Source organism: Leptospira biflexa serovar Patoc strain 'Patoc 1 (Paris)' (assembly GCF_000017685.1).
Taxonomy (GTDB): Bacteria; Spirochaetota; Leptospiria; order Leptospirales; family Leptospiraceae; genus Leptospira_A; species Leptospira_A biflexa.
Map to the genome: position 1 here is coordinate 1,492,528 of NC_010602.1, position 14,133 is coordinate 1,506,660.

At 41.9% G+C, this 14,133-nt stretch carries 13 protein-coding genes and 1 tRNA gene; 6 read left to right on the top strand and 8 right to left on the bottom strand.

The features are described from left to right. Positions 1-4: 4 nt before the first annotated feature. The 5 genes from LEPBI_RS07010 to LEPBI_RS07030 form a co-directional block, all read right to left on the bottom strand. Entirely contained in the window at positions 5-1,069 is a 1,065-nt protein-coding gene (locus tag LEPBI_RS07010; RefSeq protein ID WP_012388416.1) for an alpha/beta hydrolase, read from the bottom strand. Positions 1,070-1,209: 140 nt separating this feature from the next. Further along, entirely contained in the window at positions 1,210-2,334 is a 1,125-nt protein-coding gene (locus tag LEPBI_RS07015) for a peptidoglycan DD-metalloendopeptidase family protein (protein ID WP_012388417.1), read from the bottom strand. A 19-nt stretch (positions 2,335-2,353) separates the two neighbouring features. After that, a complete protein-coding gene (locus tag LEPBI_RS07020; protein WP_012388418.1) occupies positions 2,354-2,758 on the bottom strand; it encodes a bactofilin family protein in 405 nt (134 codons plus the stop codon). Positions 2,759-2,817: 59 nt separating this feature from the next. Then, complete coding sequence (locus tag LEPBI_RS07025; RefSeq protein ID WP_012388419.1) at positions 2,818-5,370, bottom strand: penicillin-binding protein 1A; 2,553 nt, start codon at positions 5,368-5,370, stop codon at positions 2,818-2,820. Between the two features lie 24 nt (positions 5,371-5,394). Continuing rightward, entirely contained in the window at positions 5,395-6,465 is a 1,071-nt protein-coding gene (locus tag LEPBI_RS07030; RefSeq protein WP_012388420.1) for a zinc dependent phospholipase C family protein, read from the bottom strand. 57 nt (positions 6,466-6,522) lie between these two features. Here LEPBI_RS07030 and LEPBI_RS07035 point away from each other — a divergent pair, with 57 nt between their 5' ends. Then, positions 6,523-7,791 (top strand): diaminopimelate decarboxylase, encoded by a 1,269-nt coding sequence (locus LEPBI_RS07035; protein ID WP_012388421.1) that lies wholly within the window; start codon positions 6,523-6,525, stop codon positions 7,789-7,791. Beyond that, complete coding sequence (locus tag LEPBI_RS07040) at positions 7,788-8,477, top strand: IspD/TarI family cytidylyltransferase (protein WP_012388422.1); 690 nt, start codon at positions 7,788-7,790, stop codon at positions 8,475-8,477. The genes LEPBI_RS07035 and LEPBI_RS07040 overlap by 4 nt, the downstream gene beginning before the upstream one ends. A gap of 7 nt (positions 8,478-8,484) precedes the next feature. Here LEPBI_RS07040 and LEPBI_RS07045 read toward each other — a convergent pair whose 3' ends face one another. From LEPBI_RS07045 to LEPBI_RS07055, 3 genes are read right to left on the bottom strand one after another with little or no spacing between them, the layout of a single operon-like run. Further along, positions 8,485-9,579: a PilZ domain-containing protein gene (locus tag LEPBI_RS07045; RefSeq protein ID WP_012388423.1), complete on the bottom strand. Its 1,095-nt coding sequence runs from the start codon at positions 9,577-9,579 to the stop codon at positions 8,485-8,487. Positions 9,580-9,615: 36 nt separating this feature from the next. After that, complete coding sequence (locus tag LEPBI_RS07050) at positions 9,616-10,185, bottom strand: Crp/Fnr family transcriptional regulator (RefSeq protein WP_012388424.1); 570 nt, start codon at positions 10,183-10,185, stop codon at positions 9,616-9,618. Beyond that, entirely contained in the window at positions 10,182-10,604 is a 423-nt protein-coding gene (locus tag LEPBI_RS07055) for a cyclic nucleotide-binding domain-containing protein (protein WP_012388425.1), read from the bottom strand. Before LEPBI_RS07055 ends, LEPBI_RS07050 begins: the two co-directional genes overlap by 4 nt. Before the next feature lie 118 nt (positions 10,605-10,722). Between LEPBI_RS07055 and LEPBI_RS07060 the strand changes: the two genes are divergently transcribed. From LEPBI_RS07060 to LEPBI_RS07075, 4 genes are all read left to right on the top strand, one after another. Continuing rightward, positions 10,723-10,804 (top strand) — tRNA-Leu (locus LEPBI_RS07060). A gap of 593 nt (positions 10,805-11,397) precedes the next feature. Continuing rightward, a complete protein-coding gene (locus tag LEPBI_RS07065) occupies positions 11,398-12,396 on the top strand; it encodes a hypothetical protein (protein WP_012388426.1) in 999 nt (332 codons plus the stop codon). After that, the gene (locus tag LEPBI_RS07070; RefSeq protein WP_012388427.1) at positions 12,397-13,176 is read left to right on the top strand and encodes a hypothetical protein; all 780 of its coding nucleotides are present in this window, start codon (positions 12,397-12,399) and stop codon (positions 13,174-13,176) included. 192 nt (positions 13,177-13,368) lie between these two features. Beyond that, positions 13,369-14,133 (top strand): SH3 domain-containing protein, encoded by a 765-nt coding sequence (locus tag LEPBI_RS07075; RefSeq protein WP_226992902.1) that lies wholly within the window; start codon positions 13,369-13,371, stop codon positions 14,131-14,133.

Here is a 14,133-nt window from a genome sequence, read left to right on the forward strand (position 1 = left end):
TAATTTACTTTCGCAAAACATAGTTTTCACCATTTTTGGGGCCTGACTTACGAATGAAGAGGCGTTTGTCGACAGAAACACCAAGTAACACTTGGTAGATGTCAGTGAGAATTGGCCTGGAAGAATAATACCCGTGCCCAAGACCACCCACACCAAGAACGGGATCATCCACTTCGTTCACATTGATCACGTCCACACCGGAATACTTAAAACACATCCCAGCTCTTGGGGCACCATTTACTTTTTGAGAGGCAATGAGGGCATTGTCACCTGGAGAACAATACAAAGTGATTCGATCTGCTGATTTTGTGAGATCACCTAACAATAATTCAAATTCATTTTTGTCAAAGTCTGGTGCATTTAAAATGAGTTCCGAAATGAATTTGGATTTTCCCGATTTTGAAAGGGAAGCAATCGATGGCAAGACCACTTGGTGACCCATACTATGAACGACGAGTTGGATTTTTTTTCCAGTGGACGTGATGGAACTTAGAAAATTAGCAAAAGGTTCCCTGTTGATTTTGGCTTCCGTGAAATTCAAATCATAAGTAGACTTCACCATCACTTGGCTAAGAATTCCAGGATCCGCACCTGCAGGCCAGGAATACACAACTACTTCACCTGGGAATTTGAGATCATATTTGATTTGGCCTGCCCGTAAGACAGCTTCATCAAAGTTCACATTGAATCCATGGACAAATACCAAAACCTCTTCACTCCCTGAGGATTTGAGTTTAGAGATAAATTCTTTTTCATCCGTATTCACCCTTCCTTTGAATTGAAAGAATGTATGTTTGTCTTGGTTATTGTCTAAAGAAATGTCACCAATGATATGTTTGGCGGGCACATTGACAATGCATAAGCCGTAGTGTGGGTTGATATCCGTGATAAAACCAAAACTATTGCCTTCACAGCGGTCTTTTGTTCCCATTTCTCTTCTGGTTGTGACAAAGTGAACATTTAAGTTTTTGGTTTCATCAAAGGGATCTGAAATTCGTTTGTTGATTTGTTCTCCAATTTTTGGTGTACAGGAAGCGAAACATAACAAAACAAATAAAATCGGAACCATAAGGAGCCATTTTGAAACCGATATTAAACCAAAATCGGAAACGGTAGGATGGGAAACCTGAGTAGGATGGCAATCGGATTCTAATGTGGAAGGAGAATCAATGTGATGTGATAGCAATAGATTTTGCGATGGTTTCTGTTTCATTTGTATGAAAATCCTTTGATGAGTTTTGTGGGATTGATGTTCTTACCATCTTTGATGACTTCGAAGTGTAAATGGGGACCAAAACAATACCCTGTGCAACCAGAACGAGAGATGATTTTTCCGGCACTCACATAATCTCCTTCTTTCACGTAAAGTTTTGAGTTGTGAGCATAAAGCGTTTGGTAATTGTCATCGTGAGATAAAATGATGGCATTTCCATAGCCACCCATCCAACCAGAGTAGGTGACTTTTCCTTTCCTTGCGGCATAAACAGATTCGTAATTGGCACGTAGGTCAAGGGCCATATGGAATTTGTATTGTGGGTAGGAACGGGTGCCCCAACCAGAAGTGATGACTTTGGATGCCACAGGGATCCGCCAAACAGGACCTGTTTCTGGGATGATGGCTCCCGGTAGGAAAACCTTTTGACCAGACTTAAATAAATCATAATCCTCTAATTGGTTTTCCGCATAGATATCATCAATTTTGACTTTATAATAATCGGCTACTTTTGCTAGAGTTTCCCCTTTTTTCAACTTATACATTAATCCTTGTTTGTTGGGGATATTTAGGATTTGGCCAGAGATGAGAGATACTTCTGGATTGATACCAGAACTTCCAGCAATGGATTCAACGGAAACCTTAAACCGACGCGCAATGTCCGATAAGGTTTCATTTTTTTTCACTTTGTATTGAGTGACTTTTAGTTTTTTGTTTTTATTGTCTGCAAGTTTGTCGAGTTCCGCAGAGCGTAGGATTGCATTTTTTTTATCTTCGGTTTCTTGTAGGTATTTGGCATCAGCAAGTTTTGCTTCTTTGTCTTTGGTGTCGTTTTCTTCGACCTCAGTGGACATACTAAGAAATTCTTTTTCCATCAGACTTTCTTCGTAAGTTTGTTTGTCTACGATGACAGAAAGTAAAAAAGCAAAGATAAATGAAAAGCTGAGTAGTGGAAGGATACGATACCGTTTGCGATTGAGATCGATCGTTCCATGAAGGACACTGGATTGTGATTGGAGGTTATAAAAATACTTACCGGGGGAAACTTGGATGACATTGATGTTTCCCCAACGTAACACATGCTTGCCGATCGTAGACTTTTCAGGTGAACGAAGTAGCATGTGTTAAATGGAAATTACGTTAGTCCTTCGAATCTAAAGATTTGATTCCGCCAAAGGATTCTTCTACAATCTTACGAACGTCTTTTTTCTGTCCGCCTGTGATTGTGATATTTCCTTTCGCAACAACACCTTTTTGAAGTTCTAAATAGGGAGCAGTGATGTCACCTAACATACGGCCTGTTCCTTCCAGTTTCACTTCGTTTTCGGCTTTGATGTTGCCAATGAGGGTTCCGGAGACAATGACTTCTCTCGCGCTGATATTGGTTTTGACCTTTCCTGTCTCTCCAATGACGAGTGCATCTTCTGTTTTGATATCACCTTCGAATTTTCCATCGATTCTAAGTGAACCTGCGATATAAAATTTACCTTCAAATATCGACCCTGGTCCGATAACGCTGTTGATGGAATCCTTACCTATTGCCATTCCTGCTCCTTTTCCCCTTCTGTGAGAATCAAAATTTTCGGTCTATCTGACAAGCCTTTTTAGTAGTCAATTTCCTCATCTCCGCTAAAGACCGATTTTTTTCGTTTTGGCGGTTTGGACTCGGAGGGTTTTTTCTCTACTTTTGTGTCTTGTTTTTTAGGTTCTGCTGGTTTTTGTGTGACTGGGTTTTGTGTTTTTGTTTCCACTACATTCCAAGCCGAACCATGGTCGTTACAAACGTCTTTTGGGACCGTTTGTGGGATGAAGTATTCTTCTAAAAGATCATGGCATTGCCCACTGGGGAGTTTGCCCGACATACGGCAGACCGTTCGTTTGGAGATTTTTACCTCAGATAACCAAGGGAATTCTTTTGGTGGCTCTTTTTCGAGGGCTCGTGCCATAAACCGACCCCAAACAGGGGCAGAAAGTTTCCCTCCTGTCATGCCTCGGCCAAGAGAGATGGTTCCCACATCATAACCAAACCATACTGAGGTGACAAGTTCAGGGGTGTAACCTACAAACCATGCATCTCGAAAATTATTGGTGGTGCCCGTTTTTCCATAGGCCTTACGGTTCAGTCCATAGGAGAGAACACCTCGTCCTGTTCCTTCTTCCACCACATCCTTCATCATGGAAGTGATGAGAAAGGCCGCTTCCTTGGAGATGATTTGTTTACGTTCCACATCTTCGTAGTCCTTTCGAAAGTCTTTGATGACCTTACCCGCGTTGTCTTCCACATACAAAACCGAGATGGGATTTACGGTTTTTCCGCCCGAAGCAAGGGCCGCATAGGCGCGAGTGAGTTCGTAAGGTGTGAGTTCAAAGGAACCCAAGGAAACACTGAAGTTGTAAGGGATGTCGCGACCTTGTAATTGTAATAACCCACGTAGGCTCTCCATCAAATTGGAAAGCCCCACTTGTTCGAGGACTCGCACAGCCACAGAGTTTTTGGATTGTTCCAAGGCCTTACGTAACAAAATGAATCCTGAGTATTCGCTACTATAGTTTTCTGGTGCCCATTCGTCTCCATCTTCCATCAAATACTGGAGGGGTGAGTCGGCAAAAAGTGTTGCAGGTGTTACGTTTTTTTCAGGGTCTGGGTTTTTCCCAGAATGGTCCATGGCCGCCGCGTACAAAATGGGTTTGAATGCAGAACCTGGTTGGCGAAAGGCTTGGAAGGGTCGGATCTGTTGGTTATCAGAACGAAAGCCCGATCCACCCACGAGGGCTGTGATGTAACCTGTTTCAGGGCGAATGGCGATGAGCGATCCTTCTACGGGGAGAAGGTGGTCTTTTGTACTTTGGGAGGTGAAGTTTTTATCGAGTGTGTCACCAAGATAATCGTCTCCCGTCAGTAAGTTTAAGGCAGAAAACTCATCACGTATGTCTTCTTGGTAGGCGGAAGAAAAGGTTCGTTCGATTTTTGATATTTTAAATTTAAATTCTGGTAAATCGTTTAAATCGGCAATGAGGGAATACCCACTGCCATACAAATCATCAAAGGCATCAATGTTCCGAAATGCCCGTTGGTTTGACTCAATCGTTTGCCTTTGTAAGGCGGGGAGGAGTGCTTTTTCTGCTTCTTCTTGGTGGCGGATTTGGATGGTGGAATAAATTTTGAGTCCACCATTGTACAAACGACTGGAACCGATGGAACGGATTAGGTTTTTTCGGATGTATTCTGTGACATAGGGAAATTTGTTTAACCTGTCAGAAAAGGCAGAATCATTTGGGGAACGATTTAAGTTTGTATAGTATTCCTCTAAAATTCCAAATTCTTTTTCGGCATCTGCCACTGTCATCCTTCCATTTTCAACTAACTTACGAAAGACGACTCGTACTTTGTTCATACTGGAAACGGGATTCACAATGGGACTAAACTGAGTGGGCCTTGTGGTGAGGCTTGCTAAAATCGCCGCTTCCCCCCAGGTGACATCTTGTACTTCCTTTCGAAAGTAAAACCGAGACGCAGCACCCACACCAATGGTTCCATGCCCAAGAGGGATTTCGTTCAAATACACTTCTAAGATTTTGTCTTTTGGGTAAACGAGTTCGAGTAATATGGCAAGCCATGCTTCACGAGCTTTCCTTGCAATGGAACGTTCGATGGATAAAAACTTAAGCCTTGCGACTTGTTGTGTGATGGTGGAGGCACCTTCTTTGACACGACCTGCCATGAGGTTCACCACAAAGGCACGAGCGATTCCTTTGAGATCAATTCCATTATGGGAATAAAAAGAATTATCCTCTGTTGATAAAAAACATTGGATGAGTTTGTGACGGTTGTCAGTGGAATAATTGGTTTCTTCGGATTTGAGTTGTTCTAACTTAACTGGGATGCGAGAGAATTTATAATATTCAGCGATGGGTTCGTATTCCCCTTTGTCGTTTAATCCGTATAAGGTGGAAGGGATGTCGTAAACCGCCGCTTCCCCCAATCGAAAAAAATCTTTCACAGAGCCTGTGAGTAAAAAACCATTTAGGATACCAAATCCTAAAATGACAAGGAAAGTGTTCCGAACTTTTTTGTCTCCAGTCCAAATCCTTTCTGTAACGATCCGAAACCAAATGATAAAATACTTTTCAAAGAGCCCAACGGGTTCTTGTTTCATACAATTTCCTTTTTCAAATTCCTACTAAACGAGTGGAGAAAATTCCTTCATGTGGTCAATGCCATGATATCGAAGGCCCGTATCCAAATTATAACCACCAAGAGAGTCCAGAATTTTCGATCTACTCTCTGGTGAAAAACTATATTCATAGGCTCTCGTTAAAATTTCCTTACACGCCTGGCTTGCTTGGTTCAGAAGTTCGATAAAGGAATCATTGAATTTTCGATTGGGGTCAGCGGGATAAAACCATTCTCTTTTTTCATCATTCATGATCTTGGGATTGATGGCTTCGATGGTTGGTAACATGAGAACGCTGGCATTGTACCTGTGAAAGGTAAGCGTATCCACCACATTCACAAGCCCTCGGATGAGAGCACTGCGGGAATCCAAGGTAGACGTGAACCGGTAAAACCCAAGATACGATTCGTTTAAGATATCCCCTGGTATGATCTTTTTTTCGGAACCAATATAAGAGGATAGGAATTCAGTAGGAAAGGTTTCTTTTAAGGACTGCAACCAAAAGTTCCAAAGCACAGGGTCCATTTTGTTTTTGATGCCTACTGTTCTGTGACGGATGTCAATGTATTGTGGGAAATCGTATTCACGGGCACTCATGCCCCAGCGGTGGTTGATGAGAAGGGTATCCAGTCCAAACTCCACTTTCATATGGTTCACTTGGGCTTGGTAGGAGATCTTTTTATCGTCGTTATAGTAGTCCCCAGAGATATAAAAGATATAAGGATGAGTTTGGATATCGACCACACAGTGGCAGATATAACCTAAAGTAAAGGCAAGGAAGCGGTCACGGTAGAGTCCCATTTCTGTGTCATAGACTTGGTCAAGAAAACTTAAGATGAGTTCAGCTACCTTATGGTGGTGGGCAAGGTCTCCAAAGAAAGCGGCTTTTTTGGTCCGTTTGGGTTGTAAGACATGATAGAAATAAAAGATATCAGGGGCCACAGCACCTAAGTTGGCATAGGAAGCCACGTCTGGTCTTGAGAGTAAATTGGCAATTTTCCGTTGGGTGGCATTGCCATGTTCCAAATGTTTTTTCACTTGGGAGAGTGCTTCAATATGTGTGATCTTTCCTGCCATTTTCTACTTTTTTGACTTTATGGATTGGAACCTATTGAAAGGTTTATCTTAAATCCTATGACATCAATCGAAAAACTAAAGTTTTTGAAAGAAGACCAAGTGCGAACTTTGGCAAAAGAATTCGGAACCCCTCTCTTTGTCTATTCTGAGAAAGAAATTGAACAAAAATGTGACGATACATTGGCATTTCCCAATGCATTTGGTTTACAAGTCCGTTATGCCATGAAGGCAAATCCCAATTCCAATATCTTACAAATCATGAAAAAAAAGGGTATCCTCATCGATGCATCCTCGGAACACGAAGTGGTAAGGGCTTTACATTTTGGATTTTCTCCTGAATCCATCATGCTCACGTCACAAGAATTCCCAAAAGCCTTTGTGGAACTCATTGGAAAGGGTGTGAAGTTCAATGCTTGTTCCCTCCGCCAATTGGAACTCTTCGGACAACATTTCCCAGGAAAATCAGTGTCGATTCGGTTTAACCCAGGCCTTGGATCAGGCCATACCAAAAAAACTGATGTGGGTGGGGTGACATCCTCCTTTGGGATATGGCATGAGAAGTTAGAAGAAGTGAAAGCCATCGTAAACAAATACAACCTCGTTGTCGAAAAAGTCCACACCCATATTGGATCGGGCAGTGACCCTGAAGTGTGGAAGGCTGTCGCCAAATACACACTCGAATATGCAGAGAGTTTTCCATCGGTGACGGTGGTGAGCCTTGGTGGTGGTTACAAAGTGGGTCGGATGGAAGATGAAAAATCGACCAACTTACAAACAATCGGTGCTCCTGTTAAAATCCAATTTGAAGAATTTGCCAAAAAACATGGAAGAAAACTCATCTTAGAGATTGAACCAGGAACTTACCTCATCGCATTGTGCGGGGCTCTTCTCACTACTGTGGATGACAAAGTGGACACTGGAAAACATGGATTCCAGTTTTTAAAATTGGATACGGGAATGGATTCTAATACAAGGCCTTCCCTCTACGGTGCACGCCACCCCCTCATCACGGTCAAAAAAGATGGTGGGATTCCTTCGTCTCACAAAGAGTATGTGGTTGTCGGCCATTGTTGTGAGTCAGGAGATGTGTTCACCCAAAAAGAAGGGGGAGAACCCATCACAAGGCTAATGGGTGAGGCAGAAATTGGAGACTATGTGGTGATGGAAGCGATTGGGGCATATTGTTCCAGTATGTCCACAAAGAACTACAATAGTTTTCCCGAGACAGCTGAAGTTTTACTTCGAAAAAACGGAGAGACAAAACTCATTCGTAAAAAAGAACCAGTGATGGAAATCTTTCGCAATGAAATCTTAGTGGTGGAATGAACCAACTCTTTGCCATCCTTCTCGCTGGTGGAACGGGTAGCCGAATGGGAGAATCTCTCCCAAAACAATTCTTACGCTTAAGGGGGGAATCCCTCCTTAGGCATTCGGTGAAACGATTCCGCCGTTTTGGACTGCTTAAGTCACTGACAGTTGTTTCCCATCCTGATTGGATCCTCGAAACAGAAAAAGAATTACAAGACTTACTGGAACCAAACGACCGTATTGTGGAAGGAGGGGAAACAAGGCACCTTTCCACCTTGAAAGGACTTGCATCCATTTCCTATGATGAAAAGGATATTTTTTTCATCCATGATGTGGCAAGACCAAGTTTCAAACAAAACGAACTCTTCCAACTTGTCGAACAAACCAAAATCTTTGGAGCCGCATCCATTGTTTGTCCCGTGACTGAAAGTCTCATTCGCGTGGGGCGCCATCGAAACTATTCGGAAGAACCTTTGAATCGAGAAGAAGTGTATGCGGTAAAAACCCCGCAGTCTGTGGCAGGGTTTATGTTAAGCGAACTTTTGTTAGATCCACTTTCTTCAAAGACCTCAGAACATCCTACAGACCTTTGCACTTGGATGGGGAAACGAAAGGTTGGAATTGTCGAAACAGACTTTCGAAATACCAAAGTGACAAGTCCAGGCGATCTCACTCTAGCGGATTCCCTCTACATTGAGGACTAAATCGAATTTACCGACCGTGGAAGATTTTAAACCTTTGTTTCCAAATCCAAACTCGAAATAAGTTTTGATTCTCAATCGAATCAATTTGGATTCCAAAACCCCTCGGTTTTCCATACTTTCCTTGTGGGTTTGACCACCTTACGATACCTGCGACAGAGATTTCACCCGATCTTGTTTGGATTTTCACACGACAAGATTCCCCTGCTGATAGGACTGATTCCGATTCGATGTACAATCCTTCTAAGGAAACATTGAGAAGTGTGCCTTGGTTTGCTTTGTCATCGGATGGAAAAAACAAAACGGGATTCGAAACTGGGTAACGCGGTGCAAACACTCGGTATAAAAACGAATCGTAGATTTGTTTTTCTTCTTTTTGGGGGATGAGGAATTGTAATTGGACCCCTGCAATTTCGGTTCCATCGGGTTCTTTGTCGATGCGAACGACCTTGCCTTGTACTGAGATGGCGGCTGGATCCCTATTTTCTTTTTCCAAAGTGAGGAGTAAATTGATCGGGTCTCCTGGTTTTAAAAAATGATGTTTGGTGAGAGGGAGTAAGACTCCGTTTTTGGAAATGTTGATGGTGAGTCCATCTCCTTCTCTTTCTCCATCGGCATTGGTCCAATGGAACGGAATGGGGTGAGTCTCTCGGTATTTGGAGCGCCAACCGCGACGAGTGGCACTCAAATAAGGAGCGGCAATTTCCCTTCTTAAAAAATAGAAGGCGATGGCAAGGAGCACCGTTGTGATCGCCATGTTCCAAACAATGTCATTTGTTTTGATGCGGATGCCCGCAAGGAAGAATTTTTTCCCAAGTGAGACTGACAAGACCATCCAAACATTATATGTAAGGATGAGAAACGTGAAACAGAGGAAAAGGTAATAACCAAACTTCTTTTTGGTGATGAGGCCGTAGGCGATGATGGCACTTAAAAAGGAAAAGACATACTGCCAGGGTTGGATCCGAGAGAGGATCATCCCCACGTGGTCAAAATCCAAATCATAAAGGGAGGCAATGGCAAAAAAAATAACAAATGGTACAGCAAAAAAACCAAGAGTTACGAGTAGTACGGGAATTGGGTAGTTGAAGAACCGAAATGTCACCCGAAAATCAAACTTCTTTTTTTGCCTTGAGTCAACTTATTTTTGAACTTCGGATGTAGCATCCTTAGAACTCGGTTCTATTTTGTTTGTTTCATCTACTGGTTCTTGTGGCAAAGAATCTTGTGTGTTCTCCTCACTTACTGTGACAGATTCTGTGTTTGATCCTTCCGAACTTTTTTCGTGGATTCCGTTGATTAGAATATGCAGTTCTTTTTGTTTTTCTGAGATTGTATCTTCTACGGCTGTTAGGCGGTTTATGATGCTATGCAAAATCACAGATAAAAATCCAGGGCTTTCTTTTCCCATTCCTAAAAAGATATCCTTTGTGATGGTCCCAACCTTTGTGTCTTCCGAAGCGGCCACAATGGTTGCGGCCCTTGGAGAGGGGAATACCAGTGCCATTTCTCCAAAAAATTCACCGGGTTTGATGTCTCTTACGTATTGGTCTTCCCCAGTGGCTTTTCGTTTGTACACTTGCAAAAGCCCGGAAAAAACAAAATACATTTTCCCATTACAGTCTTCCCCTTCTGAAAATACTTTTGTCCCTTGGGCAAAATGATCGATGCGGACTTCGGTGATGTACTTTCTTAAATGTTCTACATTCATTTGGTTTCGTCCTTTTGGATTTCCTCGATCATTTTATCGAGTTCGCTAAGCCTTGCTTCTGCTCGATGGAGTTTTTCCACCGTGCTCTTTGTGAGTTGGAATAAAAAATGCGTATTGATCCTTGCTAATTTTTCAAATTGGTCATCACGTAAAATCCCGACTCGGGCATTGGCCGAGACCACACTGATGGTCATGGCACGTGGCCTTCTTGTGATGAGGGAGAGTTCACCAAAAAATTCACCAGGACCAAGTCCCTTGATCACTTCCTGAGAACCGTCTGGCATCCGTTTGGTGACAGCAAACATCCCACTCATGATACAATACATACTTCCATCATGTGGGTCACCTTCTTTAAAGATCACATCCCCTCTCAAATACACTTGGGTGGAGATGTTTTGCATAAATTCCAGTATGTTCATCGGACTTATCCTATTGGTATCTGACATTCATATAAAATTCCAAAACAAAGGCAAGTGAATCACAAAATCTCACTAGACAGAATTCCCTAGTACAAAAACCTGCTTATACAAGCACAATGCGGGCGTGGCGAAATTGGCAGACGCACCAGATTTAGGTTCTGGCGCCGTGAGGCGTGGGGGTTCAAGTCCCTCCGCCCGCAAAACAAAGATTCCTTACTCATCCCAAACATTTGAACCGATCACCGAACCCGGAGGGACTTGAACAGTTCCCTGAGCCGAAATGGTTGCGACCCATAGGGAGCAATCCATTCGGACAAGCATGCCTGGATGGCATGCGACGAAGGGAACCGTGCCTCGGAGCGTAGCAAACACACGAAGTGTTTGCAGCGGAGAGGTCAAGTCCCAAAGCAGAACCGAATTTAAACAATCGCTCAATCGATAGCCAACAAACTAATCCTCATTAAATATTGAATCCTTGGAAATAATCCCAACTAACAATTCCACCCATAGGGAGCAATCATTCCAGACAAGGAAACCCGGATGGCAAACGACGAAGGGAACCGTGCCGGCGAGCGTAGCAAACACAGGAAGTGTTTGCAGCGAAAGAGGCAAGTCCGACAGCAGAACCGAATTTATACAATAGGTAAATCGTAATCATACAATCTAACCCTAGTTACATTTTAAATCCTAGAAAACAAATCCAATCAATCAAAGCGACCCATAGGGAGCAATCATTCCAGACAAGCATGCCCGGATGGCATGCGACGATCAATAGAAAACATTAGAAACTGAATTGGAATCAATTAAGGATAGTAAGTTAAAAACAGACATCAATAGGGCTCAAAAGATAAAGGCAGAAATAGCCAAACTGGAAACGAATAAAAATGCCGCCATTGATTCTATTAACAATAAGTATCAATCTAGTACTGTATTCGTTTTGGATAGGCCACAAGATGCAATAGCAGATAAGTATGCGAAATTTCATGATCCAGAAGTATTGATTGATCTCTATATGAAAGCGAATCTAGAGTTCATTAATTCAAAGTTGTATCCTGAGAACAAACCTGATTTTTCAGTGAAAGACTTACTAGGAAACCCGCCAAAACAACAATTGGTCATTAAGGATAGCACAGGAAGTGATAGTGGAGTCATCATTTTGGGAACGGAAGGAGTAAATCAACATAAAGATTATGGAGAAAAAGTGGTTGTAGTTTCCGATCGGAAAGAAGATCTTCCAGCTGGTAGTTGGGATTCCGATTTAAGAAAGTATGTCTATATCCAAGCAGGAGGAAATACCTGCCAATCGTATACACTGTTAGGTCAAATGGTCCAAGAGGGTGTTAAATTTCGCGACAATTCGGAAGTGGGCCGGAAGCTGATCCATGAATTGACAAGGCTCCAATACCAAATGGGAGAAACTGGAAATATGACTACAGATACAATAAAAGCATACAATAGAATCTTGGATCAGTTTGGTCTGAAAGCGAAAGAATTTACATCAAAATTAGGTGACAACAATGCGAAACACAATGCGATCAAAGAACAATTGAGAAAAGGAAAGATCGTGAATTCGGGAATGTATTTGGATGCACCGCCAGCACCGAAAATATATGATAAGGACGATAAGTTAATTGAGCCCTCCAAAGGACACCGCGTTAATATTGTAGGCTTCGATGATGCTAGGGGTGAATGGATTGTAAATGATTCCAATCAACCAGGTGAACTTACCCGTTACCCTTATGGCGATTTTGAACTTGGAAATCGATGGTCTACAGTTTTGGAGAAAAAATAAATGAAAAAGTTAATACTAATATTTTTAATCTCATTTCCAATCCTCGGCGATGAAAAGAGAGATTTGGCAGATTTAGCTAAACGGATAGAGAAATATAATGAGAGCTTTATAAAAGGAGTTATGGTCACCTCCGAAAAAGATGAAGAAGTTAGATCTGTAAATTATTATACAAAAGAAGGAGATTTCAAACGTACGGTTCTCAAGCAAACGGAAAAAAAAGAATATATTGAAAAATGGGGTGATCGCAGACGATGGTTTGTGAGCAAATGGCAAGGCAAGCAACCTGCAATCTATGTGTCAGCTTCGTATAATGGGAATTATGAATTAGAAAATAATCTCCAATCAAAAGACTTAAAAGATGATTATCGATTCTACTTCAAGAACTACTGCGAATTTGATGGCATCATTGATACCCGCTATGCGCGTATTAAGAAGATGCGACTTACCTATTTCGATGCACCCTATACTGCTGTGAACAATATGATGAATATAAAAATCTCAAGCAATTTCAAAAAAATTGTCAGCTACGATATTGATCTCAAAGAGGATGATAAGGTCATAAATGCCATGCAGTCATTTAAACCCGTAAAATCTACCACTTGGTATGGGAATATTTTCGCCATCCAGTTGAAGGTATTAGAAGTATATCCTGGCGAGAAAGATATGCCCCTCTGCACATCCGATTATTACATGGGGTATAAAGGCTGGGGTAGTTATGAGGATGTTTTAAAACAAATAGATGAGTTGCCTGAACTGAAAGGGAAGAGGAATCCGTATTAAAGATAGCGCCAGCGATTGTAGCGGAAATCCTTTCCAAAGGAAAGATTGGAGCGGAAAGCGCGGTCGTGATACGATGGATTCACTTTGATCATACCAATCCGAGGCGCCCCTCGGTGGAAACCTAAAAAATCGAACCTTATTACTACAAAAATGTTTCGACATTCACTTGTAAGGCGATTCCAATTGGAAATCATGAAATACTTCCTTGCGATACTCATTCTCCTTTTCCTCATCTTTCCCTTAGTCACAAAAGAAAAATTGCAACAAAGAATGTATGTGTCGAAAAGGGACGTGGTAATAAAAGAAAAACCAAACTCAAATTCGGAAGAGGTAGGCACTTTGGCATTGGGTGATTTTCCGCTCATTGTTTCCTACACGGGAAAGAAGGATAAGGGAAATTCGTCGGAAGGAGAATGGTTACAAATTGAATATGAAACATCTGGTTATATTCTTTCTTCACAACTTTCAGACAAACCTCCGTTGTTACTTGGCACAGAAGAATTGTTAGATGTTGCTGAGTCTAATTTCAAACGATTTGAATCATTGTTTGAGAATTATAGTACAAGAATTCCAAGTGATGGATTGGATGCGTATGAAACGGAAACCTATCAGAATCTCATCAAAGAGTTAGAACAGTTGAGTCAAATTCCAATCTTACGAACAAAGGAATTAAACGGGCCATTTCGAACTTGGTTTTTAAAGAATAACAAACAGATTGAAAAGAAATTAGGTTTAGGAGATTGTACCTTCCAATTTGAGGAAGTGATCAATGCCAATCAGGGTTGCACCGATTATAAAATCAGTTTGCTTCGAGGGCTACAAGAGAAAACAAGTCTCAGCCAAAGGGAAGTGTTGGAAAGATTTGGAGATGCATATTGTATCACCGCTTACACGCATAGCAACGATACCTGTGGTCGGTCGAAAGTTGGTTATCAGATTTATAAAACACTGCGATAA

Excerpts from the sequence above, each read along its gene's own strand:
- LEPBI_RS07010 (WP_012388416.1), bottom strand. The coding sequence starts at position 1,069 with ATGGTTCCGATTTTATTTGTTTTGTTATGTTTCGCTTCCTGTACACCA.
- LEPBI_RS07015 (WP_012388417.1), bottom strand. The coding sequence starts at position 2,334 with ATGCTACTTCGTTCACCTGAAAAGTCTACGATCGGCAAGCATGTGTTA.
- LEPBI_RS07020 (WP_012388418.1), bottom strand. The coding sequence starts at position 2,758 with ATGGCAATAGGTAAGGATTCCATCAACAGCGTTATCGGACCAGGGTCG.
- LEPBI_RS07025 (WP_012388419.1), bottom strand. The coding sequence starts at position 5,370 with ATGAAACAAGAACCCGTTGGGCTCTTTGAAAAGTATTTTATCATTTGG.
- LEPBI_RS07030 (WP_012388420.1), bottom strand. The coding sequence starts at position 6,465 with ATGGCAGGAAAGATCACACATATTGAAGCACTCTCCCAAGTGAAAAAA.
- LEPBI_RS07035 (WP_012388421.1), top strand. The coding sequence starts at position 6,523 with ATGACATCAATCGAAAAACTAAAGTTTTTGAAAGAAGACCAAGTGCGA.
- LEPBI_RS07040 (WP_012388422.1), top strand. The coding sequence starts at position 7,788 with ATGAACCAACTCTTTGCCATCCTTCTCGCTGGTGGAACGGGTAGCCGA.
- LEPBI_RS07050 (WP_012388424.1), bottom strand. The coding sequence starts at position 10,185 with ATGAATGTAGAACATTTAAGAAAGTACATCACCGAAGTCCGCATCGAT.
- LEPBI_RS07055 (WP_012388425.1), bottom strand. The coding sequence starts at position 10,604 with ATGAACATACTGGAATTTATGCAAAACATCTCCACCCAAGTGTATTTG.
- LEPBI_RS07070 (WP_012388427.1), top strand. The coding sequence starts at position 12,397 with ATGAAAAAGTTAATACTAATATTTTTAATCTCATTTCCAATCCTCGGC.
- LEPBI_RS07075 (WP_226992902.1), top strand. The coding sequence starts at position 13,369 with ATGAAATACTTCCTTGCGATACTCATTCTCCTTTTCCTCATCTTTCCC.